This window comes from Microlunatus parietis (genome assembly GCF_013407955.1).
GTDB classification, from domain to species: Bacteria; Actinomycetota; Actinomycetes; order Propionibacteriales; family Propionibacteriaceae; genus Microlunatus; species Microlunatus parietis.
Map to the genome: position 1 here is coordinate 2,905,317 of NZ_JACCBU010000001.1, position 26,200 is coordinate 2,931,516.

General features: G+C 68.7%; 24 protein-coding genes. 9 read left to right on the forward strand and 15 right to left on the reverse strand.

Annotation, left to right across the window (positions count from 1 at the left end; genetic code table 11):
• Positions 1 to 4: 4 nt before the first annotated feature.
• A complete protein-coding gene (locus tag BKA15_RS13920) occupies positions 5 to 538 on the reverse strand; it encodes a cupin domain-containing protein (RefSeq protein WP_179751668.1) in 534 nt (177 codons plus the stop codon).
• Between the two features lie 94 nt (positions 539 to 632).
• Between BKA15_RS13920 and BKA15_RS13925 the strand changes: the two genes are divergently transcribed.
• Positions 633 to 1,262, forward strand: coding sequence for a UdgX family uracil-DNA binding protein (locus BKA15_RS13925; protein ID WP_179751670.1), 630 nt, complete (start codon positions 633 to 635; stop codon positions 1,260 to 1,262).
• Positions 1,263 to 1,271: 9 nt separating this feature from the next.
• On the opposite strand, the gene BKA15_RS13930 is transcribed toward BKA15_RS13925, so the two are convergent.
• From BKA15_RS13930 to BKA15_RS13970, 9 genes are all read right to left on the reverse strand, one after another.
• Positions 1,272 to 2,315 (reverse strand): ABC transporter ATP-binding protein, encoded by a 1,044-nt coding sequence (locus BKA15_RS13930; RefSeq protein ID WP_179751672.1) that lies wholly within the window; start codon positions 2,313 to 2,315, stop codon positions 1,272 to 1,274.
• The gene (locus BKA15_RS13935) at positions 2,305 to 3,309 is read right to left on the reverse strand and encodes an ABC transporter ATP-binding protein (RefSeq protein WP_312879026.1); all 1,005 of its coding nucleotides are present in this window, start codon (positions 3,307 to 3,309) and stop codon (positions 2,305 to 2,307) included. The genes BKA15_RS13930 and BKA15_RS13935 overlap by 11 nt, the downstream gene beginning before the upstream one ends.
• Positions 3,306 to 4,217: an ABC transporter permease gene (locus BKA15_RS13940; RefSeq protein WP_179751676.1), complete on the reverse strand. Its 912-nt coding sequence runs from the start codon at positions 4,215 to 4,217 to the stop codon at positions 3,306 to 3,308. The genes BKA15_RS13935 and BKA15_RS13940 overlap by 4 nt, the downstream gene beginning before the upstream one ends.
• Before the next feature lie 4 nt (positions 4,218 to 4,221).
• On the reverse strand, positions 4,222 to 5,229 hold the full coding sequence (locus BKA15_RS13945; protein WP_312879027.1) for an ABC transporter permease: 1,008 nt from the start codon (positions 5,227 to 5,229) through the stop codon (positions 4,222 to 4,224).
• Positions 5,230 to 5,244: 15 nt separating this feature from the next.
• On the reverse strand, positions 5,245 to 7,086 hold the full coding sequence (locus BKA15_RS13950) for an ABC transporter substrate-binding protein (protein WP_179751678.1): 1,842 nt from the start codon (positions 7,084 to 7,086) through the stop codon (positions 5,245 to 5,247).
• A gap of 214 nt (positions 7,087 to 7,300) precedes the next feature.
• Entirely contained in the window at positions 7,301 to 8,071 is a 771-nt protein-coding gene (locus BKA15_RS13955; RefSeq protein WP_179751680.1) for an SDR family NAD(P)-dependent oxidoreductase, read from the reverse strand.
• Between the two features lie 48 nt (positions 8,072 to 8,119).
• Complete coding sequence (locus BKA15_RS13960; protein ID WP_179751682.1) at positions 8,120 to 9,415, reverse strand: MFS transporter; 1,296 nt, start codon at positions 9,413 to 9,415, stop codon at positions 8,120 to 8,122.
• Positions 9,416 to 9,497: 82 nt separating this feature from the next.
• The gene (locus tag BKA15_RS13965; protein WP_179751684.1) at positions 9,498 to 9,752 is read right to left on the reverse strand and encodes a hypothetical protein; all 255 of its coding nucleotides are present in this window, start codon (positions 9,750 to 9,752) and stop codon (positions 9,498 to 9,500) included.
• An 827-nt stretch (positions 9,753 to 10,579) separates the two neighbouring features.
• Positions 10,580 to 11,593 carry a LacI family DNA-binding transcriptional regulator gene (locus BKA15_RS13970; protein WP_179751686.1) on the reverse strand — a complete coding sequence of 338 codons (1,014 nt, stop codon included), beginning with the start codon at positions 11,591 to 11,593 and terminating at the stop codon, positions 10,580 to 10,582.
• Positions 11,594 to 11,773: 180 nt separating this feature from the next.
• Here BKA15_RS13970 and BKA15_RS13975 point away from each other — a divergent pair, with 180 nt between their 5' ends.
• From BKA15_RS13975 to BKA15_RS14000, 6 genes are all read left to right on the forward strand, one after another.
• Complete coding sequence (locus BKA15_RS13975; RefSeq protein WP_179751688.1) at positions 11,774 to 13,603, forward strand: glycoside hydrolase family 127 protein; 1,830 nt, start codon at positions 11,774 to 11,776, stop codon at positions 13,601 to 13,603.
• A 39-nt stretch (positions 13,604 to 13,642) separates the two neighbouring features.
• Positions 13,643 to 14,944, forward strand: coding sequence for an ABC transporter substrate-binding protein (locus BKA15_RS13980; RefSeq protein WP_179751690.1), 1,302 nt, complete (start codon positions 13,643 to 13,645; stop codon positions 14,942 to 14,944).
• A complete protein-coding gene (locus tag BKA15_RS13985) occupies positions 14,941 to 15,876 on the forward strand; it encodes a carbohydrate ABC transporter permease (RefSeq protein WP_179751692.1) in 936 nt (311 codons plus the stop codon). The genes BKA15_RS13980 and BKA15_RS13985 overlap by 4 nt, the downstream gene beginning before the upstream one ends.
• Before the next feature lie 2 nt (positions 15,877 to 15,878).
• The gene (locus BKA15_RS13990) at positions 15,879 to 16,766 is read left to right on the forward strand and encodes a carbohydrate ABC transporter permease (RefSeq protein ID WP_179751694.1); all 888 of its coding nucleotides are present in this window, start codon (positions 15,879 to 15,881) and stop codon (positions 16,764 to 16,766) included.
• 202 nt (positions 16,767 to 16,968) lie between these two features.
• Positions 16,969 to 18,153 (forward strand): serine hydrolase domain-containing protein, encoded by a 1,185-nt coding sequence (locus tag BKA15_RS13995; RefSeq protein ID WP_179751696.1) that lies wholly within the window; start codon positions 16,969 to 16,971, stop codon positions 18,151 to 18,153.
• Between the two features lie 330 nt (positions 18,154 to 18,483).
• Entirely contained in the window at positions 18,484 to 19,692 is a 1,209-nt protein-coding gene (locus tag BKA15_RS14000) for an MFS transporter (RefSeq protein WP_179751698.1), read from the forward strand.
• A 390-nt stretch (positions 19,693 to 20,082) separates the two neighbouring features.
• On the opposite strand, the gene BKA15_RS14005 is transcribed toward BKA15_RS14000, so the two are convergent.
• Positions 20,083 to 20,805 (reverse strand): 4a-hydroxytetrahydrobiopterin dehydratase, encoded by a 723-nt coding sequence (locus tag BKA15_RS14005; protein WP_179751700.1) that lies wholly within the window; start codon positions 20,803 to 20,805, stop codon positions 20,083 to 20,085.
• Between the two features lie 95 nt (positions 20,806 to 20,900).
• Between BKA15_RS14005 and BKA15_RS14010 the strand changes: the two genes are divergently transcribed.
• Positions 20,901 to 21,890, forward strand: coding sequence for a helix-turn-helix transcriptional regulator (locus tag BKA15_RS14010; protein WP_179751702.1), 990 nt, complete (start codon positions 20,901 to 20,903; stop codon positions 21,888 to 21,890).
• Here BKA15_RS14010 and BKA15_RS14015 read toward each other — a convergent pair whose 3' ends face one another.
• A complete protein-coding gene (locus tag BKA15_RS14015; RefSeq protein WP_179751704.1) occupies positions 21,891 to 22,637 on the reverse strand; it encodes a phytanoyl-CoA dioxygenase family protein in 747 nt (248 codons plus the stop codon).
• A gap of 91 nt (positions 22,638 to 22,728) precedes the next feature.
• On the opposite strand from BKA15_RS14015, the gene BKA15_RS14020 reads away from it, so the two are divergent.
• Positions 22,729 to 23,535: a helix-turn-helix transcriptional regulator gene (locus BKA15_RS14020; protein WP_179751706.1), complete on the forward strand. Its 807-nt coding sequence runs from the start codon at positions 22,729 to 22,731 to the stop codon at positions 23,533 to 23,535.
• Between the two features lies 1 nt (position 23,536).
• On the opposite strand, the gene BKA15_RS14025 is transcribed toward BKA15_RS14020, so the two are convergent.
• From BKA15_RS14025 to BKA15_RS14035, 3 genes are read right to left on the reverse strand one after another with little or no spacing between them, the layout of a single operon-like run.
• Positions 23,537 to 24,340 carry a TIGR03943 family putative permease subunit gene (locus BKA15_RS14025; protein ID WP_179751708.1) on the reverse strand — a complete coding sequence of 268 codons (804 nt, stop codon included), beginning with the start codon at positions 24,338 to 24,340 and terminating at the stop codon, positions 23,537 to 23,539.
• Positions 24,337 to 25,341 carry a permease gene (locus BKA15_RS14030; RefSeq protein ID WP_179751710.1) on the reverse strand — a complete coding sequence of 335 codons (1,005 nt, stop codon included), beginning with the start codon at positions 25,339 to 25,341 and terminating at the stop codon, positions 24,337 to 24,339. The genes BKA15_RS14025 and BKA15_RS14030 overlap by 4 nt, the downstream gene beginning before the upstream one ends.
• A 27-nt stretch (positions 25,342 to 25,368) precedes the next feature.
• A complete protein-coding gene (locus tag BKA15_RS14035; RefSeq protein ID WP_179751712.1) occupies positions 25,369 to 26,157 on the reverse strand; it encodes an alpha/beta fold hydrolase in 789 nt (262 codons plus the stop codon).
• Between the last annotated feature and the right edge of the window lie 43 nt (positions 26,158 to 26,200).

Genomic DNA, 26,200 nt, shown 5'->3' on the forward strand with positions numbered 1-26,200 from the left:
GAGGCTAACCGTCACCCCTGACACCGGGGTCCGGGCGACGGCCGAGGAGACGGCCGATCCCGCCGAGGCAGCCGACGAAGACCGCGCCGAGCAGCGTGGAGTTGCCGAGCACCAGCCGGAACGTGTCCCGATGGCCGGCGGCGTGCGCGGCGAAGGCGAGCAGATCGGGGCGGGCCTTTCCGGCCGCGGCCGCCGACCGCTGCAGCGCGGCCAGCCCGCGGAACCAGGACTCGGCCTGCATCGCGGGTGTGCTCCACCAGCGCACCACGGCCGGGGCGCCGCCGCTGTTCCACATCCGGTGCACGGTGCCGCGCGGGATGCCGAAGCCCGCGCCGGCCTCGTAGCTCTCGTTGATCCCGCCGAGTTCGACACTGAGCCGTCCCGCGACGACCTCGAACCGTTCGTCGTGAGCGGGATGGAAATGGGCCGGCGGCGGGGAGCCGTGCGGTTCGTACCGCGCCTCGAGCTCCAGGCAGTCGGGGTCGCTGCGTCGGATCGTCACCGCCTCGTGCGCCCCGATCCTGAGGGTGTCGCCCATCTGAAACCTCACTGTTCCGGTTGTCGCGATCAACACTGCGACCCTAGTGCGGGCGAACCGCTGAGACCGGCCCGCGCTGGGTATTCCACGGGTCATGGCCACCCGAACCGTCTATCCCGGCGCCGAGGAGTTCCTGCCGGCGCGGCCCGGTCCGCGGAACCTGCGTACGGCGATCAAGACGTGCCAGGGCTGCGATCTCTACCTCGACGCCACCCAGGCGGTGTTCGGCGAGGGCCCGCGGGACGCGCCGTTGGTGCTGGTCGGCGAGCAGCCGGGCGACGTCGAGGACCGCGACGGCCGCCCGTTCACCGGACCGGCCGGCCGGGTGCTGGACCGGGCCCTCGAGGACGCCGGGCTGGATCGCGAGCAGCTCTACCTGACCAACGCGGTCAAGCACTTCCGGTTCGAGCATCGCGGCAAGCGGCGGATTCACCAGCGGCCCACGCTGCGCCAGACCACCGCCTGCCGGCCCTGGCTGAGTGCCGAACTGGACCTGGTCGAGCCGGACGGCGTCGTACTGCTCGGCGCATTGGCCGGGCAGAGCCTGCTCGGCGCGGACTATCGGGTCGGTGATCATCGCGGCCGGATCTTCGACCTGCCCGGCAGTACGGCTTGGGCGCTGGCCACCGTCCATCCGTCTGCGGCGCTGCGGGCCGAGGACCGTGACGCGGTCTACGCCGGCCTGGTCGAGGACCTGCGCCTGGCCGCGGCCCGGCTTGCCTGAGCGGAGGTGTCAGGAGCTGGAGGGCGACTCCGTCGCGAGCACCTGCCGGAACGCCTCGCCGCCGAGCGCCGGCCGGTCCCGGTAGAGATAGCAGGCGGCGACGTGGCCCTCCTTGATCAGGTAGTTCGGCGGCGGCGCGTCCAGGCAGTGCGCCTCGGCGGCCGGGCAGCGGTCCGCGAACCGGCAGCCGGGATGCTGCTCCGGCACCTCGAGCTCGGATGCCGTCGCCCGCTCGGATCCCCAGGCCTGTTGGGGATCCGGCCACGGGATGGAGTCGATCAAGAGCCGTGTGTACGGATGCTGCGGCGCGTCGATCACGGTCTCCACAGCGCCGGCCTCGACGATGCTGCCGCGATACATCACCAGAATGTGATCACTGACGTGGTAGGCGGTGCCGAGGTCGTGGGTGATGTAGAGGATCGGTACGTTCAGCGTCCGGTTCACCGTGCGCAGGCTCTCCAGGATCGTCGCCCGCAGCGAGGCATCGACCATCGACACCGGCTCGTCGGCGATGATCAACTTCGGCTTCAGCATCAACGCCCGGGCGACGATCACCCGCTGCCGCTGGCCGCCGGACAGCTGGTGCGGATAGCGGCCGAGCGTCTCGTCCGGCCGCAGGCCCACCGCCTCCAGGGCGGTGATCATCATTTCCTGCCGCTGCGCGGTCGACCGGGCCAGCTTGAACTTCTGGATCGGCACGGTCAACACGTGATCGACCTTGTAGAACGGGTTGAACACCGAGAACGGGTCCTGGAACACGGCCTGCACCTCGCGCCGGAACTGACCCAGCTCGGCGCCGCGCAGCTTGGCGATGTCGCGGCCCTGGAACCGTACCGTCCCTTCGGTCGGGGCGATGAAGCCGAGCAGCAGCGAGGCCAGCGTCGACTTGCCGCTGCCGCTCTCGCCGACCACCGAGACCACCTGCGGCGTGTCGCCGCGGATGGTCAGCGACACATGATCAAGAGCGATCGTCGACGTCTTGGACAGCATGCCGCCGCGGTAGATCTTGGTCGCCTCGGTCAGCTCGACCAGCGGAACTCGATCATCCGACATGGCTCTCCTCGGTCTGATGCAGGTGACAGGCGACGAAGCGCTGATGCCCTTCGACAGGCTCAGGGCGCACGGAGGTTGCGCCGTAGGCCGGCTCCAAGTCCACACACGGATCGAACGCCTTCGGGCAGCGCGGATGGAACAGGCAGCCGGACGGCATCGACCGCAGCGACGGCGGCAGGCCGGGAATGCCGCGGAACGTGCCGCGGTCGGCCAGCTTGGGCAGGCTCTCGATCAACAGTTCCGTGTACGGGTGCAAGGGATCGGCGAAGATCTCCCGAATCGGCGACAGCTCGGCCAGCTTGCCCGCGTACATCACCGCTAGCCGGTCCACCGTCTGCGCCATCAACCCCATGTCGTGGCCGATCAAGATCACCGCGACGCCGAGTTCGTCCTGCAGCTTGAGGATAGTGTCCATCACCTGCCGCTGCACCACGACGTCCAGCGCCGAGGTCGGCTCGTCCGCGATCACCACCTGCGGCTGCATGGCCACCGCGATCGCGATGCAGACCCGCTGCTTCATCCCGCCGGACAGCTCGTGCGGATACATCCGGCCCACCGAACGGCGCAGCCCGACCGCCTCCAGCGCGTCCCGGGCCAGCCCGAGCAGCGTCCGCTTGTCCCGGCGCGTCCCGTGATCTTCCAGCGTGTCGATGATCTGGTTCTCGATCCGGGCCACCGGGTTGAGCGAGTTCATCGCGCCCTGCGGAATCATGCTGATCTTGCTCGACCGGAGCTGCCGGACCCGGCGCTCCGGCATCCCGATCAGGTCCTCGCCGTCCAGCAACACCTGGCCGGAGATCACGGTCGGTGCCCGGAGCAGCCGCATCAGGGCCAGCGCCATGGTGGACTTGCCGGAGCCCGATTCGCCCACCAGGCCGAGTTTCTCGCCCGGCATCAGGTCGAACGAGACCCCGTTGACCGCACTGACCGGCCCGTCGTCGGTGTAGTACGTGACCTCAAGATCACGCACGGACAGCGCCGGTTCCGTACTCACTGGGACCTCCGGGATCGCGGGTTGGCCCATTCGTCCAGGGCGAACGAGATGAGGAACAGCGACAAGATCAGGATCAGGATGATCCCGATCGGGATGCCCCACCACCACCAGAGGTTGCGCAGCAGCGCGGAGAACCGTTGCATCCAGAAGAACGTCATGCCCAGTGTCGGTTCCCGCTGCGACCCGAGGCCGAGCAGTTCCAGTCCCAGCGCGCCGTAGACGGCCGCGATCAACGCCGAGACGAAGCCGGCCAGCAGGAACGGCGCCAGGTTCGGCAACAGTTCGCGGACGATGATCTCCGGCCCGCGCATCCCGGACAGCCGGGCCAGCCGGAGGAACTCGCGCTCGCGCAGCGACAGCACCTGGGCCCGGATCGCGCGGGTCGGCCCCGGCCAGGCGAACGCGGCCAGGATCAGCGCCATGCTCTCGATCGAGATGTACTGCCGCAGCAGCGAGGCGATCACGACCATCACCAGGAAGCTCGGGATGGTGAACATGACGTCGACCACCCACCGGATCACGTTGTCCAGCCAGCCGCCGTAGAACGCGGAGATCAGGCCCAGGACGATCCCGATGCCGAGCCCGATCGCGCCGGCCAGCAGGCCGATCTGGAGGCTCAGCCGGGTGCCGACGACCATCACCGCGAACAGGTCGCGGCCCTGCGCGTCGGTGCCGAACCAGTACTCCGGCGAGGGCGGCTTGCTGGCCGGTCCGGCCAGCGGGTACGGGTCCTTCAGCGGGTTGATCAACAACGTCCCGGCGGTCGAGAACAGCACCAGGGCGAGGAACATGATCAACCCGACGGTCAGCATCGGGTGCCGGCGCAGGTAGAGGAACAGCGCCCGGGCCCGGCCCACCCTCGGGCGCGGGGTCGGCACCACCCGCGCGGGAGCTGCGGTCACGGCCATGGCGTCACGCCTTCCCGTAGCGGATCCGCGGATCCAGCAGCGGATAGATCAGGTCGACGATCAGGGTCGCGATGCAGACCGCGAAGACCAGGATCATCGTGATGCCGTACAGCAGGTTGTAGTCGAGCACCTGGATCGACCCGTTGATCAACCCGCCTAATCCCGGGTACGCGAACAGGGTCTCCACCAGCACGGTCGAGAAGATGAACGTGCCGAGCGACATGACCAGGCCGGTCACCTGCGGCAGCAGCGCGTTGCGGACCGCGTACTTGAGGAAGATCCGGCGCGGCTTCAGACCCTTGGCGTCGGCGAAGATGATGTAGTCCTCACCGGTCGTCATCACCATCAGGCTGCGCATCTGCAACGCCTGCCCGCCGAGCTGGAACAAGATCAGCGCGCAGGCCGGCAGGAACGCGTGCCGGATCACGTCCAGGATGAACTCGCCGCTGAACTCCGGCGTCGCCGTCCGCGAGTACGCGCCGGCCAGCGGGAACAGCTTCAGCTGGAACGCGAACACGTAGATCAACAGGAAGCCGAGCACGAACGCCGGCACCGCGCTGGTCAGCATCGACGTCGGCACGAAGAACCGCAGCCAGCGCGGCGACCGGGGCCAGCCGAGCAGGGCGCCGAGGATGGTGCCGATCACGAACGCGATCAAGATCGACACCAGGCCGAGGCCGAGAGTCCACGGCATCGCGTCCAAGATCACCGAGTTGACGGTGCGCGGATACTGCGAGATCGAATAGCCGTAGTCGAACCGGACCACCTTGAGCAGCGAGTTCAGATACTGCTGCCAGAGCGGCTGATCGAGGCCGAAGTCGCGTGAGTAGGCCTCGGCCATCTGCTGCAGGCCGGTCTGGTTGCGACCACCCTGGGTCGCCGCCTGCAACAGCCGTTCCCGGATCGGATCGCGCGGGCTGAGCTTGGGGATCAGGAAGTTGATCGTCGCCGCCGTCCACATGACGGTGATCAACAGGCCGATCCGTTTCAGCAGGTATTGCAAGGAATACACGGCCGGACCTCGCCTTCAGCCGGCAGCCGGCTTGATCCGGGTCAGTTCCAGCGAGAACGTCTTGAACCAGAACGCACCCGGCAGATAGGGATCGGAGGCCGTCGGCCAGCCGGTCCAGTAGGTCGTGTTGTACGGGATCCGGTGCATCCACTGCACCAGCGGCGTGTGCGGCAGTTCGCGCAGATAGATCTCCATCGCCTGCAGGAACAGCGGCAGCTCGCCGGGATCGGCGACCGGCAGCGAGGCCATCTGCTCGACGATCTTGTCGTACTCGGCGTTTCGCCAGTGGCTGCTCACGTCGCCGGCCTCGCCGATCTTGGAGTAGTGCCGCGAGTGCATCAGCTCCAGTGACGGGTACGGATCCGCGATGGCCCCGGCGAAGCCGAACAGGAACAGCTTCGCCGAGCCGTCCGTGATCCTGGTCACCGAGTCACCCGGCGTCTGCAGCGACGCCTCGAAACCGGCCGCCCGGAGCTGCTCGGCCAGGATCGCGCCGTAGTCGTTGACCAGGTCGACGATGCCGTAGATCGTCGCGTCGACCCGCTTGCCGTCCTTGGCCCACAGCCCGTCGCCGTCCTTGGCGTAGCCCTTGCCGGTCATGATCGCGTCGACCTTGGCGAGGTCGTAGGCGTTCGTCGGGTACTGGGCCAGCATCGGCCGGGCCGCGTCCAGATACGGCTTCAGCGGCGGGAAGTCCGGGAACGGCAGCTCGGACAGGGTTCCGGCGCCCTCGTAGCCGATGTCGACCAACTGCTGCCGGTTGATCCCGTGGTTGATCGCCCGCCGCATGTCCAGATCGTCGAACGGCGGGGCGGCACAGTTGAAGAACAGCGACTGCGGCCACCAGTCGGTGTAGCCGTACGGCGCGTTCCGGTCGGTCCAGGCGATGATCTTCTGGTTCTGGTCCACCACCTGCTTGATCACCGGCGGCCGCAGGTCCAGCGAGGAGTCCAGCTCGTTGTTGATCAACTGCTGCGCGGTGTTCGTCGGGTCGGTGAACGGAACCACGATGATCCGCTTCGGTCCGGGCGCCTCGGCCAGGCCCGCCTGGACCGCCCACCAGTCGTCCCGGCGATCGAGCAGCCGCTGCTGCACGGTCCAGTCGACCACCGTGTACGGCCCGGTGACCACCGGCCACTGCTTGCTCGGGTCGTAGAACAGGAACCCGTACTGATCCTTCTGCTCGGAGAAGATGTGCTCCGGCACCAGGAAGATGCCGAGGTCGTTCTTGAAGTACAGGTAGTCGAACGCGAACCGCGGCGCCGGCTTGGTGAAGGTGATCTTGACCGTCTTGTCGTCGGTCGCCTCGGCCTTCTTCACCCATTCCCGGATATCGGCCGCGTACGTCATCGCGGCGTTCTTCTCGTTCCGCAGCATCTCCACCGAGAACGCGACGTCCTTGGCGCTGAACGGCGTACCGTCACTCCACTTCGCGTCGGTGCGGGTGGTGATCGTCACCGACTTGTAGTCCTTCGCGTAGACCGGCTCGCCGTCGGCCAACCACGGCGTCGTCTCGCCGGAGAAGGCCGAGTAGTACCAGAGTGGTTCCAGCAGGGCGGCCATGCCGCGCTGATGGTTGAAGCCGGAGGCGTACGGGTTGCAGATGCCGAGGTCGCTGCCGTCGCCGTACGAGAGCATCAGGGTCTGTTCCCGCGGCACGTCCGCCGGCTTCCCGCGCGGCACCTCTCGAGGCGCCGAGCCGGTCGCGGTCGGTTGGCCGCCGCTGTCGGTGCCGGTCGCGGCGGGCGGCGGCAGTTCCGGCGTACCGCAGGAGGTCAGGGCGAGGCCGGCCGAGCTGAGCCCGGCCAGGGCGAGGAAATCGCGGCGAGGAGTACGGTCGGCAAACGACGGTGTCATGCGAACCTCCAGCAGAGATGGGAGATCGGCCAGAGAGCGCGCTTACCAGAATGGCTGAACATCGGCGCCTCCAGTTCGTTCTGGTGGGCGCGCCGCATCCAAGCAACGGTGCTCAGAAAATGGTCGAACCGGCAGCCCTGGCGATCTTGATCACGAGGGTACCTCCGGCACCGAGAATCCTGTCAAGACTTGATGTCCGAGGAACGGAACCGGTTCAGTAAGTCGCCCGGCCGCCGGAGGCGTCGAAGCAGAATCCGGTGGTGAAACTGCAGGCCGGCGAGACCATGAAGTTGATCATCTCGGCGACCTCCTCGATGGTGCCGACCCGGCCCATCGGGATCTTGGCCGTCATGTAGTCGATCACCTGCTGCGGCTGCTCGTCCAGGAAGGCGGTCCGGATCACCGCCGGCGCCAGCGCGTTGATCGTGATGCCGTCCGCGGCGTACTCCTTGGCCATCGCCTTGACCAGCCCGATCAGGCCGGCCTTGCTGGCCGAGTAGCCGATCATGGAAGGGTTGCCTTCCTTGCCGGCGATCGAGGCCACGTGGGCGATCCGGCCGTAGCCGTGTTCGACCAGGTGCGGCAGCGCGGCTTGACTGACCACCAGCGCGCCGCGCAGGTTGACCGCGACCGCGGCGTCGAACTCGGCCAGGTCGACCTCGTGGCTGCGCCGGCCCATCGGGCCTTGGATGCCGGCGCAGTTGACCACCGCGTGCACCTGGCCGAACTCGGCCACCGTCATCGCGAACGCCCGCTGCACCGAGTCCGGCGCAGTCACGTCCGCGGCCTGGCCGATCGCCTCGCCACCGCCGGCGATGATCTGACCGGCCAGGTCGCTGACCGGGCCGCCGTCGCGATCGACGCAGGCGACCCGCATTCCGTGCCGGGCCAGCAGCAGTGCGGTGCCGCGGCCGATGCCCGATCCGGCCCCGACCACGAACGCGGTCTGGCCGTCGACGCTGCTCCGATCATGATCAAAGGTCATCTCCGTACCGTAGCCGTCCGGCCGCCGGCCCGGAACCTGTGACGGCCGCTACCGCGCGACGTCGGCGTGCCGACGGGAGGCGGCGATCTCCGCGGCACGCCAGCGGCGCTGGTTCACCACCGCGATCACGCTGGCCAGGCCCGCTGCCACCGCGGCACAGGCGAACGACGAAGCCACGCCCCGGAAGTCGATCATGATGCCGGCGAGCGCCGTACCCGCCGCGGCGCCGACCATGTTGGTCGCCGAGAGCAGCGACTGGGCCTCGTTCAGCCGGTAGGCGGGCGTCAGGTGGTCCAGCAGCGCCTGTTGCATGATCAACATCGGCGCGATGGTCAGCCCGGTGCAGAACAGCAGCGGCAACAGGGCACCGAGCGGTGCGCCGGCCAGCGCGATCAGCAGCGCGATCGCGACCAGGAACAGGGCGAACAGGCCGAGGCAGACCGCGACGCCGCGACGCTCGTCGAACCCCCAGGTCCGGGCCCCGAAGGCCAGGCCCCCGACCGCGCTGCCGCCGGCGATCGCGGCGAACAGGATCCCGACCTTCTCAGTGCCGCCGAGCAACTCGCCCGCCACGCCGGCCATCGAGGTGTCCAGCTGGCCGAAGCCGACGCTGAGCATGAGCATCACGATCAGCACCGCGGCCACGCCAGGGACGGTCAGGGCCGATCGATGAGTCCGTACGTCAGCAGGCCCAGGGCCGACCAGGTCGCCCGGCTGCGGAGTGGCCGGCCGGGACCGCCGGGCCGCATCGGTCCGGCAGTACGCGATCCCGCCGACCGCCATACAGCCGGCGGTCACCAGCAACGGCACCACCGGCACCGTCAGCGCGAGCAGTGCGGACAACAGCAGCGGGCCGCCGACGAAGATCAACTCGATCGAGGTGGCGTCCAGCGCGAAGGCGACCCGGCGCGACTTCGGGTCCGGGAACACCGTCCGCCAGGCCGCCCGCATCGCCGGCGTCACCGGCGAGAAGGACAGACCGGCGCCGAGTGAGATCGCGATCAGGACCGGAATGGGCAGGCCGCCGATCGTGGCCAGGGCCAGCAGTGCCGTCAGGCTCGCGCTCACCACACTGGTCGGCAGGATGACCCGGACCTGACCGAACCGGTCCATCGCCCGACCCCACAGCGGCGTGCCCACGGCCGAGCCGATCGCGAACGCGCCGGTGACGAACCCGGCCAGGCTGTACGCGTCGCGCTCGGACTGGACCAGCAGCAGGATGCCCAGCGGCGCCATCGAGATCGGCAGCCGAGCGATCGTCGCCGCCAGGAAGGGCGCGGCCGCCGGCCGGTACCGCAGCAGTTTCAGATAGGCCCGGAGTCCCGATCCGAGGTCGGCACTCATGCGTCACAACGACAGTTCACCCACAAACGATAACGATCGTCCTCAGACCTTGATCAACCGACCAGTCGCCACAGAGACGAATTCATCCCTGAGCTTTCGGCTGATCAGTCGGTCCGACCATCGCCGCTTCGATCCTGGCGTCGGCCTCAGCCACTTCTTCCTCGGTGAACGCTCCGTGCTCCTGCTGATAGCGCTCCAGTTCCAGGCCGAGCAGATCATGTCGCAGCTGTCGCGCCGCTGCTTCGGAGACCATGCCGGCGACGTCGTCGGTCAGTTTCCGCAACTCGTCGACCAATCCGGTCGGCAGCGACACGGTGATTCGGGTCGTGTCCTCCATGCGTGAACGGTACGCCCCGCCACCCCATTGCCCCGATCGGTGGTCGGCCTCCGATCGCGCGGCCCGCGCCCGCGACGACACCGCCACCTCACCCTTCAGGAGCCGCCCCATACCGGTGCCGGTCCAGGCCCGTCGACGCAAGGGCGGTGCCCGAGCAGCGGCCCGGACCCGTCAGCGCCGCCGGCCTCTACGTCCGCGACGTCGCCCTCCCGCCCAGAGGTCGCCGACCGTATACCCCTAAGTTGGTCAAGCGGCTGCCGGCGCGGATTCGGCTCATTGGCAGGCTCGGGCGAGAGCACGATTCGTCAAGGTGGAACCCTGCCTGGTGTCTGGTGCCCCGGAAGTTCCACGATCCTGATTGATCTCAGGGACAGCATCGGTCCGGTCGCGACCCCACGCGGTCGACCGACCGGGGTTCGAGCTGCGCACGCTCACGTCGAGTGGACCCGAAGCGCAGAACCGAGCCTGAATCCGTGCCATATCCGTCCGACCCAACCCGGACCCCGCCCGCGTCATCAGGCGCCGCCACGTCCACCGCTGCCGGTTGCGCGTCGCCCACGAAGTCCTCGACGTGTCGGAATTCCTCCACGGACGAGGCGTTTCCACGTGGTAATGGCGGTTGGGCGCTCGCCCGTGGAGAAATGCCGACATCGAGGGTGCCGCGTCGGTCCGCACGACGACCACTGGGGCGGGAGCGCAGCGTCGCGGGCATTGAGGGCTCAACGGACACCGCCGTTGCGTCGACAGCGCCTGGCGTGCGCGGCGCGAGTGGCGGGACGGGGCGCTGTGGCGGTGTCTCCCGTAGCGTGGCGTCCACGGATTCAGGCTCAGCTCCAGCCCGTTGACGCCCGCGGCACCAACTCCATACCGGTCAGCTCGATGCCGTGGTGGGGCCGGCCGTCGATGGCGTCCAGCAGCAGTTCGGCGGCGCGCTGGCCGAGGTATTCCAGGCGCAGGTCGATCGTGGTCAGCGGCGGCCGACTGGCCAGCGCCATCACGTCCCAGTCGTCGAAGCCGGTCACCGCGATCTCGTCGGGCACCCGCAGGTCCAGTTCCCGCAGCCGGTCGCACACGCCGCGGGCGATCTGGTCGCTGCCGCAGCTGATCGCATCCATCGGCAGCGGTTCTCCGGGGCGCCAGGCCTGCAGAAGTTGATCAACGGCGCGGCGGCCCCAACTCTCGCTCCACTCGCCGAACAGGGTGGGCGCGGCGAGTTCCAGGCCGGCCTCGTGGACCGCCTGCGCGGTGATCTCGGCCCGGGTCCGAGGACTGTGCTGGTGCGGCCGGCCGGCGACGTGGACGATCCGGCGGCGCCCGATGCCGAGCAGATGATCAACGATCCGGCGGGCCCCGTCGGCGTCGTCGGGCATCACGGACGCGTCGTCGGGATCGCTCGACGGCGCGAAGGCGTACACCACCGGGATGGGGACGTCGATCCGCGGCCGGGCGTCGGTGGTCCGGCCCGCGACGATGATGCCGTCGACGCGCCGGGCGACCAGGCTCCGCACGTGGTACGCCTCGCGGACCGGGTCGTTCCGGCTGGTCGCGAGCAGCGCCGACAGCTGGCCGGCGGCGAGCGCGTTCTCGGCACCGAGCATCACCGGGATGCTGAACCGGCCGGCCGAATCGGCACTGAGCAGGCCGACCGTGAAGCTGCGGCTGGCCGGCGGCCGGCGGGCCGGATCGGGGCTGAAGCCGAGTTCCGCCGCGGCCCGGTAGACCCGGTCCCGGGTGCTCTCCCGCAAGGCCCCGGAGTTGTTCAGCGCCTTGGACACGGTGCCCGGCGAGACTCCCGCCGCGCGGGCGATGTCCACGACGCGTGCCGTACGCCGAGCCGCCATCTGCCCTCCTTCGTCGAACAATTTTCCTGCATTTTTCCATCTTGCGATCGACCCAGGCTACCTCACAAGATTGCAGAATCCGTGTCACAGAAAGGATCTCGCCCTTGACGACCGGTTCACTCGAGACCTACCGTCAACGGAAACAGATTTCCAGTTTTCCGCAATTTCTTGGAGCTGAACATGGCGTACGCCGGCCCCGTCCGTCCGACCGAGACCGCCGCCGTGGTGTGGCGCCCCGTGGCCGCCGGCGCGGTCACCATCACGGGTGGCCCGCTGGGCGCCCGCCAGACCGCCAACCGGACCGCCGCGATCCCGGCCGGACTGAAGCAGTTGCGTGAGGCGAAGAACGTGCTCAACCTCGAGCTCGCCGCGGGCAAGGCCGAGGGCGAGGCGGTCGGTCCGATCTTCGCCGACTCCGATGTGCACAAGTGGCTCGAGGCTGCCGCGTGGGAATACGGACGCGGCGCCGACCCGGCTCTGCTCGACGACATCCTCGAGCTGACCGACCTGCTGCAGAACGCCCAGGCCGACGACGGCTACCTCGACTCGGTCGTGCAGCTGCGCGGCCTGGAGCGCTACAGCGAACTGGAATGGAGCCACGAGCACTACTGCGCCGGCCACCTGATCCAGGCCGCCGTCGCGTACTCCCGGACCACCGGCCGGACCGAACTGCTGGACGTGGCACGCCGGGTTGCCGATCATCTGGTCGCCACGTTCGGGCCGGGCAAGAACCCTGCCCTGGATGGGCATCCGGTGATCGAGATGGCCCTGGTCGAGCTCTACCGGGAGACCGGGGAGCGGTCCTATCTCGACCTGGCGAAGCACTTCGTGGACACCCGCGGCCGGGGCACCATCACCGGCCGCGACGTCGGCTACTACTCCGACCGGGTGCCGGTCCGCGAGGCGACCACCGTCGAGGGCCACTCGGTTCGCGCCGTCTATCTGGCGGCCGGCGCCGCCGATGTCGCGGCCGAGACCGGCGATGCCGAGTTGCTCGCCGCGCTGGAGACCCAGTTCGCCTCGATGGCTCTGGAGAAGGAGTATCTGACCGGCGGGCTCGGGGCCCGCTGGGAGGGCGAGGCGTTCGGCGATCCGTACGAACTGCCGAACGACCGGGCCTACGCCGAGACCTGCGCCACCATCGGCGGCATCCAGTGGGCCTGGCGGATGCTGCTGGCGACCGGGAAGGCGAGCTATGCCGACCAGATCGAGCGGATGATCTACAACGGGTTCATCTCCGGGGTCTCCCAGGCCGGCACCGAGTACTTCTACGTCAACACGCTGCACCTGCGCGACCGGTCGGTTCCCGATCATGATCGGACCCCGGCCCGTGGTCGGGTCGGCTGGTTCGCCTGCGCCTGCTGCCCGCCCAACGTGATGCGCACGTTCTCAAGCCTGGAAGGCTATCTGGCGAGTACGGACGCGGACGGACTGCAGCTGCACCAGTACCTGCCCGGCACCGTCCAGGCCGGCGAGCTCAAGCTCACCGTCGCGACCGACTACCCGTGGCAGGGCAAGATCACGATCACCGTCGACCAGGCCGGACCGGACGAGACGACGATCGCGCTCCGGGTGCCGGCCTGGGCCGAGGGGGCGACGCTGACCACGGCTGCTGGGACCGAGGATGTCACGGCGGGCGAGTACGCCGGCGCCCGCCGGGCCTGGCAGGTCGGTGATCAACTCGTGCTCGACCTGCCACTGACGCCGCGGCTGACCGCACCCCATCCACGCGTCGACGCGTCGCGCGGCTGCCTGGCCATCGAACGCGGACCGCTCGTCTACGCCCTGGAGCAGGCCGACCAGGCCGAGGGCGTCGCCGTCGATGATCTTCGGCTCGACCCGGCGGGTGAGCTCGTCGAGGAACGGCGCGAGGACCTGCTCGGCGGAGTCACGTTGATCAAGGCCACCGGCAGCGGACCGGACGGTCCGGTCGAGTTGGTGGCGCTGCCGTACCACCTCTGGGCCAATCGCGGTCCACAACCGATGCGGGTCTGGATTCCCTTGCAGTAAAGGGACTCCGGGCAAGACCCGGAAGGAGTGACAGCAAAGATGCTGACGCGGAGAGCACTGCTGGGCACCGGGGCCGTGCTGGCCCTCGCGTCCGGCTGCGCCCGACAACTGCCGGCGGTGAACACGGCTGCCGCCGGCTTCGGCAGCGGCGCCGACGGCACCGTCGAGGTCTGGTGCCGGTCGGCGACCCAGACCGGGATCCAGTTCATGGCCGACACGTTCCACCAGCAACAGAACCGGATCCGGGTCCGGGTGACCCCGGTGCCGGACGCCCAGTTCGTCACCAAACTGGCCACCGCGATCCGCGGCGGACGGGTGCCCGACCTGGTCGACTTCGACGACATCAACTCGATGCTGTTCATCTTCCGGGGTGCCTTCGCCGACCTGACCGACCTGATCGATCGCCTTCCCGGCAAGGAGAAACTCAGCCCGGGGCACCTGGCTCTTGCGACCAAGGACGACCGGGTCTACGCGGTGCCGTTCCTGGCCGACAACTCCGTGCTGTTCTGCAACACCGAGCTCTTTGAGCAGGCCGGGCTCGACATCGACGACTCGACCAAGGACTTCGCCTCGATCCTCGAAGCCGCCCGCAGGCTCAGAGGCCTCGGCGAGGACGTGTACGGCTGGTCCATCCCGGGCAACGCCGCCGGCTCCCTCGGCTTCACCGTGCAGCCGCACATCTGGGCCGCCGACACCGACCTGATCACCGGCGAGGTCGGTGATCAGCGCGGCAACGTGGCCGGCAACGAGGCGGTGCGCCGGACGCTGGAGTTCCAGCGCACGCTGTGGCAGGAGAAGCTGGTCCCCTCGTCCGCGTACGCCGAGGACGGCTCGACCTATCCGGCCGACTTCCTGGCCGGCCGGGTCGGGATGACGCCGCGGTCGTTCGGCGGCATCGTCAAGAACGCCGACGAGGAGTTGCTGTCCAAGATCACCGTACGGCTGCTCTGCGGACCGGACGGCGGCCGGTCGTTCTTCGACGGCGGCAACAACCTCTGCCTGGTCAACGGCGCCCGGAATCCCTCCGCTGCTTGGGAATTCGCCGCCTTCTGCGTCGCTCCGGAGCAGCAGGCCCGACTACCCGAGGGCAACTACACGCCGATCCGGTCCGACGTGGCGACGCCCGAGTTCCGGGCGAAGTATCCGCTGGCCGTGCCGACGCTTGATCACCTCGACGCCGGCTACGCGCCGACGACGCTGGCGTACAACCTGCTCTACAACCAGCCGGACGGCCCCTGGCTGGCGATGTACCGGCGGGCCGTGTTCGACGGCGAGGTGGAGGCCGCGATGGAGGAAGCGCAACGCAGTTATGACCGCATCCTGAGGCAGGCGCAGGCATGATCACCGAGACGCTCGACACCGCGCCGGCCCGGCCGGCTGCGCGGCCGTACCGGCAGAACCCGCGCTCGCTCACCCATCCGCCGCGAACCGGTCTGCTGCTGGTGCTGCCGGCGGTGATCTTCGTCTCCGTCTTCGTCCTGGCGCCGCTGCTGGTCGCGGTCTACATCTCGCTGACCAACTTCCCGCTGATCGGTGACTACCGGTTCATCGGGCTGGAGAACTACGTCCAGGCGTTCACCGATCCGGCGTTCGGCTGGTCCATCCTCTACACGTTGATCTACACGGCCCTGGTCACGTTGCCGATCTTGCTCCTCGGCTACACGCTGGCGGTGCTGGTCCGGTCCAATCGGCGCGGCGCCAAGGTGCTCCGAACCGTCTTCTTCATCCCGTACGTGGTCGGACTGACCACGCTCAGCTTCCTGATGGTGCTGGAGGCCCAGCCGGACAGCGGCATGATCAACCTGATCTTGAAGTGGATCGGGCTGACCGACGGCAGCACGGCCTGGCTGGTGGACGGCACGCTCGGCACGATCCTGATCTGCGTCCTGGTGGTCTGGGGCGTGTCCGGGCTGACCATGATGCTCCTGATGTCCGGCATGCAGGGCATCCCCAGCGACGTGTACGAGTCTGCCGAACTGGACGGCGCCGGCTGGTGGCGGACCGAGCGCCACATCACACTGCCGATGCTCCGCCGTACCATCGCCCTGAGCTTGATCATCTCGGTGATCGGCTCCTTCCTCGCCTTCACCCAGTTCTTCATCCTGACCCAGGGCGGGCCCGGATCCCAGACGACCACCGTGGTGATGGCCATCTACAAACGGGCGTTCGTCCAGCTGCAGCTGGGCGCGGCGACGGCGATGTCGCTGCTGCTGGTCGTGATCATCGGCCTGGTGACGGCCGCCCAGTTCTGGCTGCTCCGGGAGAAGGACTGATCATGGCGACCCTGACCGCACCCGTACGCCGGTCCACGACGATCACCGGGATCGAACGGGACACCCGGACCAAACAGGTGCTCTACGTGTTCGGCGGCTTGTTGGCGCTGCTGGTATTCACGGTGCCGCTGCTCTGGGCCCTGTTCCGGTCGCTGCAGCCGGGCGCCGTGATCGTCGACCCGCCGGACCCGGCGACCTACTTCGACGTGACCCTGAGCAACTTCACCGTGCTGGTCCAGGAGGGCACGCTGGGCCGCTCGATCGGGAACAGCCTGATCGTCTCACTCTGCTCGGCCCTGCTCACCGCCGTGCTGGCATTGTTCGCCGGCTACGGCTTCGCGAAGTTCCGATTCCGTGGCGCCAACCTGCTGTTCGCGATCATCGTGCTGACCATGATGGTCCCGTTCCAGGCGATCCTGACCCCGCTCTATCTGCAGCTCAACGCGATGCGGCTGACCGACAGTCTGTTCGGATTGATCTTGTTCTACGCGACCGTCCACCTGCCGTTTGGCGTCTTCGTGATGCGCAACTCGTTCACCGCGATCCCCGCCGAGCTGGAGGACTCCGGCCACGTCGACGGCGCCGGCACGATGCGCACCCTGGTCTCCGTGCTCTGGCCCTTGGTCATGCCGGGCGCCGCAACGACGGCGCTGTACGCGTTCCTGGCGTCGTGGACCGAGTTCCTCGGCGCCCTCACGTTCTTGACCGACCCGACCCTCTACACGCTGCCGATCGACCTGGTGAACCTGCAACGCGGCACCTACGGACAGATCGACTACGGCGTCCTCGCCGCCGGCGCCGTCGTCGCCATGATCCCCTGCGTCGTTCTGTACATCGCCCTGCAGCGCTACTACGTCCGAGGCCTCACCTCCGGCGCCGTGAAGGGCTGACCGTCCCGCCCCGCGGCACCTCACCCGCAGGCTGAGTGGGTCATATCCGGCCGGGTGTTCGCGGCCGGAAGTCACCCACAGACCGGGTGCGCCCCGACCCCACCGACGCCATCTGCAACAGGCTCCAGTCCCGGCGGGAATCCGCCCACCGTCGTCCAGGAGTTCGGGCAGACTGTGCTCGATGCCGACCGAGGAGGGTTCAGTGTCCGAAGACCCTGTTGCACAAGTGGCGATCGAGGAACGGCTCGGCGCCCACGTCGACTCGGGCGAGTTGCCGGGACTGGCCTGGCTGCTCTCGTACAGCGACGAGGTGCGGACGGGAGCGATCGGGCACCTCGATCCCCAGGGCACGTTGCCGATCCGTACCGACACGATCTTCCGGATCTCCTCGATGACCAAGCCGATCACCGCCGTCGCGGCGTTGATCTTGGTCGAGGAGGGCATGCTCAGCCTGGACGAGCCGGTGGACCGGCTGCTGCCGGAGCTGGCCGATCGGAAAGTGCTGCGCGACCCGGCGGGACCGCTCCACGACAAGGTGCCGTCCGAGCGGCCGGTCACGGTCGACGATCTGCTCACGTTCAGGCTCGGCTGGGGCATGGACTTCACCGACTTCTCGCCGAAGCCGTTCGACGAGGCCTGGAACAAGCTCGGGCTCGGCTTCGGCCCGCCGACGCCAGCCAGGATGCCCGACCCGGACACCTGGTTGAAGCGGCTCGGCACGCTGCCGCTGCAGTTCCAGCCGGGCGAACGCTGGCTGTATCACGTCGGGTCCCAGGTGCTGGGCTTCCTGGTGGCGCGGGCGTCGGGTCAATCGCTGGCGGAGTTCTTCGCCGAGCGGATCTTCGAGCCGCTCGGCATGATCGACACCGGGTTCTGCGTCCCGGCGGAGAAGCTGGACCGGTTCGGGCCCCACTTCGCCGGTGAGCCCGGAGCGACGACGATCTTCGACGAGACCGACGGCCAGTGGAGCACCCTGCCCGCCTTCCACGGCGGCGGCGAGGGACTGGTCTCGACCTTGGCCGACTACCACCGGTTCGCATCGATGCTGCGCCACGGCGGCGAACTCGACGGCCGCCGACTGCTCGCCGAGCCGACCGTCGCGGCCATGATCACCAACCAGCTCACCGGAGATCAACTCGCTCGCGGCGGGCCGGCCCCGGATGGCAGTTCCGGATGGGGCCGTGGCGTCGGCGTGATCATCCGCGACCTGCCGGACGGTCCGCCCGCCGGCGGCTACGGCTGGTCCGGCGGCCTGGGCTCGACCTGGTCCAACGCCGGACCGGTGACCGGCATCCTGCTCACCTCGCGGGCCTGGAGCAGCGCCGGTCCGCCGCCCGTGTTCGAGACCTTCGAGTCGATCATCGGCACGACCGCCCGGCTGGAGTGAATTTCCGCCGTGACTGACCGGCCGAAATTCACACCGGTCGGCAGAGTACGTCATGGACGAGCACATCCGGGTCGTTTTGACACGGGGCGGCACGCGAGTAGATCCGGGGCAGCGATCCCGATGTCTCCGGTCCCACCGATGAACGTCGGCACGTGATGATCATGGTCTAGTGCCTTGCTTCGCCAACCCTCAAGCCTCAACTTCGGGACATGCGCACACGGCCGGGCGACCGTACCTTTTGGCGAAACAAGTCGGCCCAGGGACGGCCTCGCCGGCAAGCACAGATCGTCCCCGGGCCCAAGCACCCTTGGTTGCAAAGGAGCCCGCCCAGTGTCCCTCAACGAGAGTTCTCATGCCACCTCGCGTCGTCGACCCCACCGTCGACGTCTGATCCGGGCCCGCATCGCAGCGAGCCTGCTCAGCGCGATCACCGGCGTACTTTCGGGCAGCTGGGCCTCGAGAGCGCCAGACATCCGCCGATGGATCGGGGCGGATGATGTTGGCTGGGGTCTGGCTAACAGCATCTCCGTGATCGGAACAGTTGCCGGAATGGCTGTTGTCCTCGTCCTGATAGACCGAGTTCGAACCCGACGACTCGCCCTCTTCGGGACCTGGGCCTTGTTGATCATCGCGCCGATCGTGGCTGTTGTTCCTTCAGCCGCATTCCTGGGCGCTGGACTCGCAGCGTGGGCGTTCATCAGCCAACTCCGCGAGGCTCCGGTCTGGGTCACCCAGCTCGAGGTCGAACGCCGGTTCGGGCGGCCGCTGCTGGGCACGTTCATCGCCTGCTACAGCGCAGGAAACTTCGGGGGCAGCGCCCTCGGCGCCCTCGCCACTGCGATAGGGCTTCCGCCATGGATTCAACTCACCGCGGTCAGTAGCGCATTTGGGATCCTCCTGCTTTTGACCTGGCCATGGCTACCCGACGGACAGCACGATGCGACTGGCCGACCAGCTCGGGTTCGCAAGATCATCTCCCGATTCACACCTCAACTCCTCCTCTTGGCCGCGATGAGGTTTCTCACGATCTTCATGGCCGTCGCCGCGGCTCAGTGGGCCGCGATCTACGCCGCCGAGACGGCACGGGGCGGGCCGATCATTGGAGCAACCACCTATGCAGCCATGTCGATTGCTAACGCGTTCGGACTCATCATGATCGGCCCGATCATGGTCCGTGCCGGCCGGCTGCGGTGCTTTCGGATCTCCGTCGCGACGGCAGCCGCCGGACTCGGAGTGGCCCTCGCCATCGGCACGCCGATCGCTGCGGTTGTGGGCTTTGTTGTCGTCGGGCTCGGCACGGCGTGCATCGATCCGATCGTCTACGGCGCCGCGGGCGACCAGCCCGGGCTCTCAGCGGGCGAAGGGGTGTCTGTCGTAGAGGCCGGCGAGCTACCAGCAGGCTTCGTGTCTGCCGCCATGATCGGACTACTGGCCGGTTCCTTCGGGCTGCGCATCGGCCTCATCACGGTAGTCGTTGCGCTCATCGCGATCACCTTGCTTTCGTTCCGCCTCCACGCACCGGATTCCTGGTCCGCGTGAAGGGTCACGAAGGATGCACGATCCTGAATTCCGCAACGAGCCGTTGGCTCCGGTGAATTCCCGCCGCGACTGGTGCGTGTTGCGGATTCGGCACAGTCGTGCGACGCCCGCCGGAAGATCTTGTCGGTGCGGTGACATCGTCGAGCGGACGCCCTGACCGGCGAATCCGGCCCGGAATGGAGGTCAAGGCGTCCGCCCAGTGAATGGGGAGTGGCACGGCCTCGCCATTTGCTGGTGCTCGTCGGGGTTGTGGCACAGAATTGCTCTTTGCTGCCACTCCACAGCAGGGAAATCGGTATCTGAGTGCAGCAAAGTGCAATATCGTGCCACCGATGTGGATTTCCGCCGTGACTGACCGGCGAGAATTCATCTGGCATCGCGCGGCGGTGATCAGTCGACCCAGCTGGAGCCGCCCGGACGGTATTGCGAGTCGCACAGGACCGTCTCGCCCGGCTGCCAGGTGCACAGGTAGAGCTGGTTGCCGTCCGGATCGGCGAGCAGCCAGGATGACGGCGCTCCCGCGTCGCTGACCAGCGTTCCGCCACCGGCCAGGGCAGCGTCGATTCTCGGCCGGACCTGAGCGGGGTCGACCCAGATGTGGGGGTGCCAGATTCTGCCGGGCTCAGCGTCCGTCGAAGTCTGGAACCAGACCATCGGCAACGCCTGGCGGGTGTCGCCGACATCGCCCCAGTCCTCGGTCCCGATGACGTGCTCCCCGTCCAGGACCGCCGCCCAGAACGGTGCGATCTTGGCGTAGCCGGGCGTGTTCAGGCCCAGTTCGATCCGGGTCACGGTCGCGCACTCGAGTTCGGTGCCGGCGGCGGCAGCGAGGTCGGAGATCCGGCGCGCCAGGGTCACGTCCTGCTCGGTCACGCCGCCGCCCTCGCGGCTGGTCAGCCGGACGTCGACCCGGAACGGACGCAGGTCGAGCTCGGCATGGTGGTTCAACTCCGCCGCGGCCCGGCCGATCTCCTCGACGATCCGCAGCCCGGCGGCGAAGTTCTCCGTGTGGATCCGGGTCTGCAGGCCGCCCTGCCCGTACGAAAGAAGGAGGGTCCAGCCGTCCAGGCCGGCCGCCGCGATCTGCTGGCCGGTCAATGCCTTCGTGCTCATCGCTTCACGCTCCCAAAGGTTTGAGGTTTCGAGTGTGACCTTAGGAGGCAAAACCGGCCAGCCCTCCGTCCTGTTTTCTTTGATACTTTGCGAACATGCGCGCCGAGCGCCTCGTGGCCATCGCCCTGCTCCTGCAGGCCCACGGCCAGCTGACCGCACCGGACCTGGCCCGGCGACTCGAGGTGTCCGAACGCACGATCCGGCGCGACCTCGATGCGCTGTTGCTGTCCGGGCTGCCGCTCTACTCGCAACGGGGCCGCCACGGTGGCTGGGCCCTGCTCGACGGCCACGCGATCAACCTGTCGACGCTGACCGCGGAGGAGGCGCAGGCGCTGTTCCTGGTGACCGGGCCGGAGCTGCTGGCCGGTCTGGGCCTTGAGGACGGCCTGACCTCGGCGCTGCGCAAGCTGCTGGCGGTGCTGCCGGCGAGCACCAGGGAGCAGGCCGACCTCACCCGGCGCGCGATTCACATCGACCCGACCCGGTGGGGACAGCCGGCCCCGGCCGCCCCGCCGGTCCTCGGCCGGCTTCGCGCCGCGGTCGTCGCCGGAGTTCGGGTCGACCTGACGTACGCCAAACCCGGCGAGGACGCCGTCGTCCGACGGATCCATCCGTACGGGCTCGTGTCGAAGGGCGGGGTCTGGTATCTGGTGGCCGGCAGCGACGCCGGCCTGCGGACCTTCCGCGTCTCCCGGGTCGTCGACGCTGCCGCGACGACCGAGCCGGTGGAACGTCCGGCCGGCTTCGACCTGGTCCGGGCTTGGGAGGATGTCAACCGCCGCCGCCAGCCGTGCTCGAGCGAACGGGTCGTGGTCGAGTTCCAGGTCCGCCCGGACGCCGTCGGTACGGTCACCGCGACCCTCCCCGAGCAGTACGAGCTCCAGCCGGTCACCGGCGAGCCGGGCCGGGGCCGCCGGTTCACCGCCAGCTTTCCCACCGTCCACGAGGCCGCCTGCGAGTTGATCTACCTCGGCAGCGGCGTGCGAGTCCTCGAACCTTCGTCGGTCCGGGCCGAGCTGGTCCGGATCGGGCACCGCCTGGTTGCCGCGCACGCCCCGGACTGGCAGCCCGCGGCCGGAAGATGATCATGCCTTGGCGATCACCTTGCCGTCGCCGAGGAACTGCTCGAACGAGCCCCACGGCTTCTCGCCGGCGGCGTCCATGATCACTTCGGAGGAGTACTGGGCCAGGTAGACCCGACGCAGCCGGTCGGTCAGGTTCGGTCCGCTGCGGTGGATCACCGTGCTGGAGAAGCAGACGATCGAGCCGGCCGGAACGATCACCGGCATCCCAGGATCAGAGCCGAAGTAGCAGACCTCGTCGCCCTTCTCGGACCGCAGATGCTTGATGTAGGAACGAATCCCGGAGCGCGAGTACGGCAGCAGGTAGACCGACCCGTTCTCCTCGGTCACGTCGTCCAGGGCGATCCAGCAGGTCAGGTACGGCTCGTGGTTCTCGTGGACGTAGCCGGAGTCCTGGTGCCAGGCGAACGAGGTGTCCGGGTCGGCGGCCTTGATCACGTACTGCTCCCAGAAGAGGTACGCGTCGTCGCCGAGCACCGCCCGGCAGATCCCGGCCATCGTGTCCCCGAAGAGGAAGCGGCGCAACTCCGGCCGCTCCTGGTAGACCATGTTGCTGAAGTATCGCTTGCCCTTGGCGTTGATCCCGAGCCGGTCGACACCGGCCTCGTCCATCTGCCGATCGAGCCGGTCGATCGCGAACTGGGCGCCGCTGAGCAGCAGCTCCAGCTCCTCGCCCTCGATCGCCCGCTCGAGGATGAAATAGCCCTCGTCCCGGTACTGGTCGATCATGGCCGCCGTGATCATGGTCATCTCTGCTCCTTCTAATGTCGGCACCACCGACGCTAATGTCCGGGGCAGGATCACGGAATGGACGTCTTGTCCCGGACATGGAGGTTTTGGGATGCCGATGCGCATCACCCTCTCGGACGGGCCGCGCACCCGGCTGGGCTGGATCGCGCTGGCCGGGTCGGTGGAGGAGGACGAGCCGGTGATGCCACGGACCCTGCGGACCATCGACGATTACGTTGTGTCGCTGGTGTTGTCGGGCGAGGGTCAGTATCGGGACGAGGAGCGCCCGGCGGTCCCGATCACCGCGTCGACGCTGACCGTCGTGCCGCCGAACTGGCCACACCGGTACAGCACTCCGCCGGGCCGGTCATGGACGGAATGGTTCGTGGTCGCGGGTGGCCCGCTGCTCGACCTACTCGCCGACCGGGGCATCCTCGACGTGCCGGGACCGCGGCCGCTGGCCTGGCCGAGCGGCGGAGATGATCTTGCCCTGATCCTCGGCAACGCCCCGCGGACGGCCGCCGACGCGGAGCGGCAACTGCTCGCCCTGGCCGACTGGCTGACCACCGCCTCCACCCGCCGGCAGCCGATGGCGGATCCCTGGGCACAGGCCGCGGACCGGCTCGCGGCCGACCTCGCCGGCCGAGTCGATCTTGCCGAGCTGGCCGTCCAGGTCGGCACGTCCTACGACGGGTTCCGGCGCGGCTTCCGGCGGCGGTTCGGTGCCGCTCCGCTGGCGTACCGGAACGCTCGGCGGCTGGAGTCGGCGGCGGCCCTGCTGCGACTGACCGACCTGCCGCTGCACGGGATCGCGGAGCGGCTCGGCTTCACCGACGAGTTCTACCTGTCCCGCCAGTTCCGCCGTAGGTACGGGATGCCGCCGCGCGATTACCGCCGCGAGCAGCAGAGAGAGGCGTAGCTCAGTAGACGTACGGGTCGGCCGGTTCCTCGATCGGCCGGACCTCCTCGGCGAGCAGCCGGGCGACCTCGCCGTACGGGACCTGCTCCGGCCGCTGATAGGTGCCGATGACCTCGAGCCAGGTGTCGTCGGGCTGCGGCCCGGCACCCGAGATGCCGACCAGCACCGGTACGCCGTCGGCGGCACAGCACTGGATCCGGATCCGGGCCAGATACCACCCGTCACCGTCCGGCTTGTTGATCACGAAGCCGGTGATCGCGAACCTGCGGCCGGCCAGTTCCTCCGGCGGCCGGGTCACCGCGAGCGCCTCGTACTTCGCCATCGGCAGGCCGATCACGGCCCCCGAACCGCCCGCGGACGTCGGGATGTCGGGCAGCACCGGCACGTCGGAAGCCGACACGGGCGCTGGCCCGCGACGCTGGGCCAGCTGAGCACCGATCGACGGCGGGCTGATCACGGCGGCGATCAGCACCGGGACCAGGAGCAACCAGAGCGACTTGACCGCACCATGACCATGGTGATCCTCATGATCATGATCCTGCTCATGATCATGACCGGGGTCGGCGGGGCGACGGCAGGCGACGACCACGGTCCAGATCGCAAGCCCGACCAGGCAGCACCCGGTCAGCACCAGTGGGATCGCCATCTCCGAACGGAGATAACGCTGGAAGTGGCCGGTCCCGACGAGGCAGATCAAGGTGCCGCCGAACGCCGCGATGAGGAACGCCTCGACCAGGCGCCACCAGCCGGCGTGCAGCCGGCCCTTCCCGGGCGTTCCGGACTTCTCAGCAGTACGAGCGCTCACAGCAGCACCGTCCCGACCAGGGCCGCGACGATGATCGCCGTGACGAACGTGAGCGGCGCGAACCGCGCCGCGAACCGGCCGCCGAAGACGCCGGCCTGCATCCCGATCAGCTTCAGGTCGACCATCGGCCCGACGGTGAGGAAGATCAACAGCGCGGTCGGCGTGAACTGGGTGAACGACGCCGCGATGAAGGCGTCCGCCTCGGAGCAGATCGCTGCGACCACCGCCATCGCTCCGGCCGCCAGGTACGACAGCGGGCCGGACTCGGCGATCGCGCCGATCGTCTCCGCCGGCACCATGGTCGCGACCGTGGCCGCGATCGCGGCACCGAGGACCAGGAAGCCGCCGGCGTGGACCAGGTCGTGCACCGCCGAGCGGCGGAACGTCTCAGCCCGGCGCTCGGTGGTCGCCTCCGCCTCCCGCACCGCCGGCACGGTGACCCAGCGCTGCAGCCGGAGGAACAGCCAGCCGACCACGACCGCGGTGAGCAGCCCGGCCAGGAATCGGGCGACCACCATCATCGGCTGCGCCGGAAACGCGACCCAGGTGGCGAGCAGCACGATCGGATTCACCGCCGGCGCCGCCAGCATGAAGGTCAGCGCGGGGGCTACCGGTACCCCCTTCGCCATCAGCGACCGCGCCACCGGGACCGAGGCGCACTCGCATCCCGGCAGGATCAGCCCGGCCATCCCGGCCGACACCACGGCCCAGCTCGGGCTTCGCGGCAACAGGAAGGTCAGCGCCGTCCGCGGCACCAGCGTGATGATCAGACCGGCCAGCAGCACCCCCGCCGCCAGGAAGGGCGCGGCCTGGAAGCAGATGGCCAGAAACACGGTCGACCAGGCCTCGACGGAGGTCGGCGCACCCAGGTCCGGCCCGGACGCGTGACCCAGCCAGAGCAGCAGCCCGAGGTTGACCAGCACGCCGAGGGCGACCAGGAGGATTCCTGGGGATGCAGGCCCGGTTTCGCGCAGCGACAGTGTGCCGGCAGCTCGATTCACCGGACGATCATGCCACGGCCCGGGCCGTCAGCCGACAGCCGCTCGGGTGAACGAGGCCAGCTCGGCGGCCATCGGTTCCGGTGCCCAGGCATGGTTCGCGCCGGGCATCTCCTTCTTGATCGCCCCCGGGATCGCCGCGACGACCGAATCGGCCGCAACCCGCATTTCGTCGAAAGTTTGCTCTCCGTACACGATCTGGACCGGGATCCTGATCTTGGCGAACACCTCCGCCTGCGGCCCCGAGTCGGTCCAGACCAGCGCCTCGCCGTCGGCCCGGTAGCTGATCACCTGTGCCACGAAGGCCGGATACATCGGGTCCTTCTTCGACTCGGCCAGCCACTCCGGCGGCATGTCCTTCATGTAGTGCGCCAGCGCGCCGTCAAGATCACCGGCGTCCATCCGCCGCTCCACCTCGGCGATCCAGTCGGCCGCCTCGCCCGTGGGAGCGATCGGCGCCTCCCATAGCGCCAGGCCTGCGACCGGCAGTCCACGGTCCGCCGCGGCGAGCGAGATCGCGCAGCCCGACGAATGGCCGCAGAGCACGGCCCGGCCACCGGCGATGTCGATCAAGGAAGTGAGGGCGGCCAGTTCGCGATCCAGCCCGATCCGGCCGTCACCCTCGCTCTCGCCGCGCCCGATCCGGTCGTACACGATCGTGGTCAGGCCGAGCGCAGCGGCGCGTTCGGCGGTCTCGGTCGTCCACGGGTCGATCGCCCGGAACGGGCCGGCGCCGGCGACGAACACTAGGCCGGGGCCGCTGCCTCGCTTGTCGTACGCGATCCGGTCCCCCAGCGATGTGGTCACGAACTCGGTCATCAGATCCTCCAAAACTAGACCGTCCAGTACTGGGAACGAGACT

What these genes read in the sequence shown, in the direction of transcription:
- BKA15_RS13920 (WP_179751668.1), bottom strand. Translation starts at nt 538, where the DNA reads ATGGGCGACACCCTCAGGATCGGGGCGCACGAGGCGGTGACGATCCGA.
- BKA15_RS13925 (WP_179751670.1), top strand. Translation starts at nt 633, where the DNA reads ATGGCCACCCGAACCGTCTATCCCGGCGCCGAGGAGTTCCTGCCGGCG.
- BKA15_RS13930 (WP_179751672.1), bottom strand. Translation starts at nt 2,315, where the DNA reads ATGTCGGATGATCGAGTTCCGCTGGTCGAGCTGACCGAGGCGACCAAG.
- BKA15_RS13940 (WP_179751676.1), bottom strand. Translation starts at nt 4,217, where the DNA reads ATGGCCGTGACCGCAGCTCCCGCGCGGGTGGTGCCGACCCCGCGCCCG.
- BKA15_RS13950 (WP_179751678.1), bottom strand. Translation starts at nt 7,086, where the DNA reads ATGACACCGTCGTTTGCCGACCGTACTCCTCGCCGCGATTTCCTCGCC.
- BKA15_RS13955 (WP_179751680.1), bottom strand. Translation starts at nt 8,071, where the DNA reads ATGACCTTTGATCATGATCGGAGCAGCGTCGACGGCCAGACCGCGTTC.
- BKA15_RS13960 (WP_179751682.1), bottom strand. Translation starts at nt 9,415, where the DNA reads ATGAGTGCCGACCTCGGATCGGGACTCCGGGCCTATCTGAAACTGCTG.
- BKA15_RS13965 (WP_179751684.1), bottom strand. Translation starts at nt 9,752, where the DNA reads ATGGAGGACACGACCCGAATCACCGTGTCGCTGCCGACCGGATTGGTC.
- BKA15_RS13970 (WP_179751686.1), bottom strand. Translation starts at nt 11,593, where the DNA reads ATGGCGGCTCGGCGTACGGCACGCGTCGTGGACATCGCCCGCGCGGCG.
- BKA15_RS13975 (WP_179751688.1), top strand. Translation starts at nt 11,774, where the DNA reads ATGGCGTACGCCGGCCCCGTCCGTCCGACCGAGACCGCCGCCGTGGTG.
- BKA15_RS13980 (WP_179751690.1), top strand. Translation starts at nt 13,643, where the DNA reads ATGCTGACGCGGAGAGCACTGCTGGGCACCGGGGCCGTGCTGGCCCTC.
- BKA15_RS13985 (WP_179751692.1), top strand. Translation starts at nt 14,941, where the DNA reads ATGATCACCGAGACGCTCGACACCGCGCCGGCCCGGCCGGCTGCGCGG.
- BKA15_RS13990 (WP_179751694.1), top strand. Translation starts at nt 15,879, where the DNA reads ATGGCGACCCTGACCGCACCCGTACGCCGGTCCACGACGATCACCGGG.
- BKA15_RS14005 (WP_179751700.1), bottom strand. Translation starts at nt 20,805, where the DNA reads ATGAGCACGAAGGCATTGACCGGCCAGCAGATCGCGGCGGCCGGCCTG.
- BKA15_RS14010 (WP_179751702.1), top strand. Translation starts at nt 20,901, where the DNA reads ATGCGCGCCGAGCGCCTCGTGGCCATCGCCCTGCTCCTGCAGGCCCAC.
- BKA15_RS14015 (WP_179751704.1), bottom strand. Translation starts at nt 22,637, where the DNA reads ATGACCATGATCACGGCGGCCATGATCGACCAGTACCGGGACGAGGGC.
- BKA15_RS14020 (WP_179751706.1), top strand. Translation starts at nt 22,729, where the DNA reads ATGCCGATGCGCATCACCCTCTCGGACGGGCCGCGCACCCGGCTGGGC.
- BKA15_RS14035 (WP_179751712.1), bottom strand. Translation starts at nt 26,157, where the DNA reads ATGACCGAGTTCGTGACCACATCGCTGGGGGACCGGATCGCGTACGAC.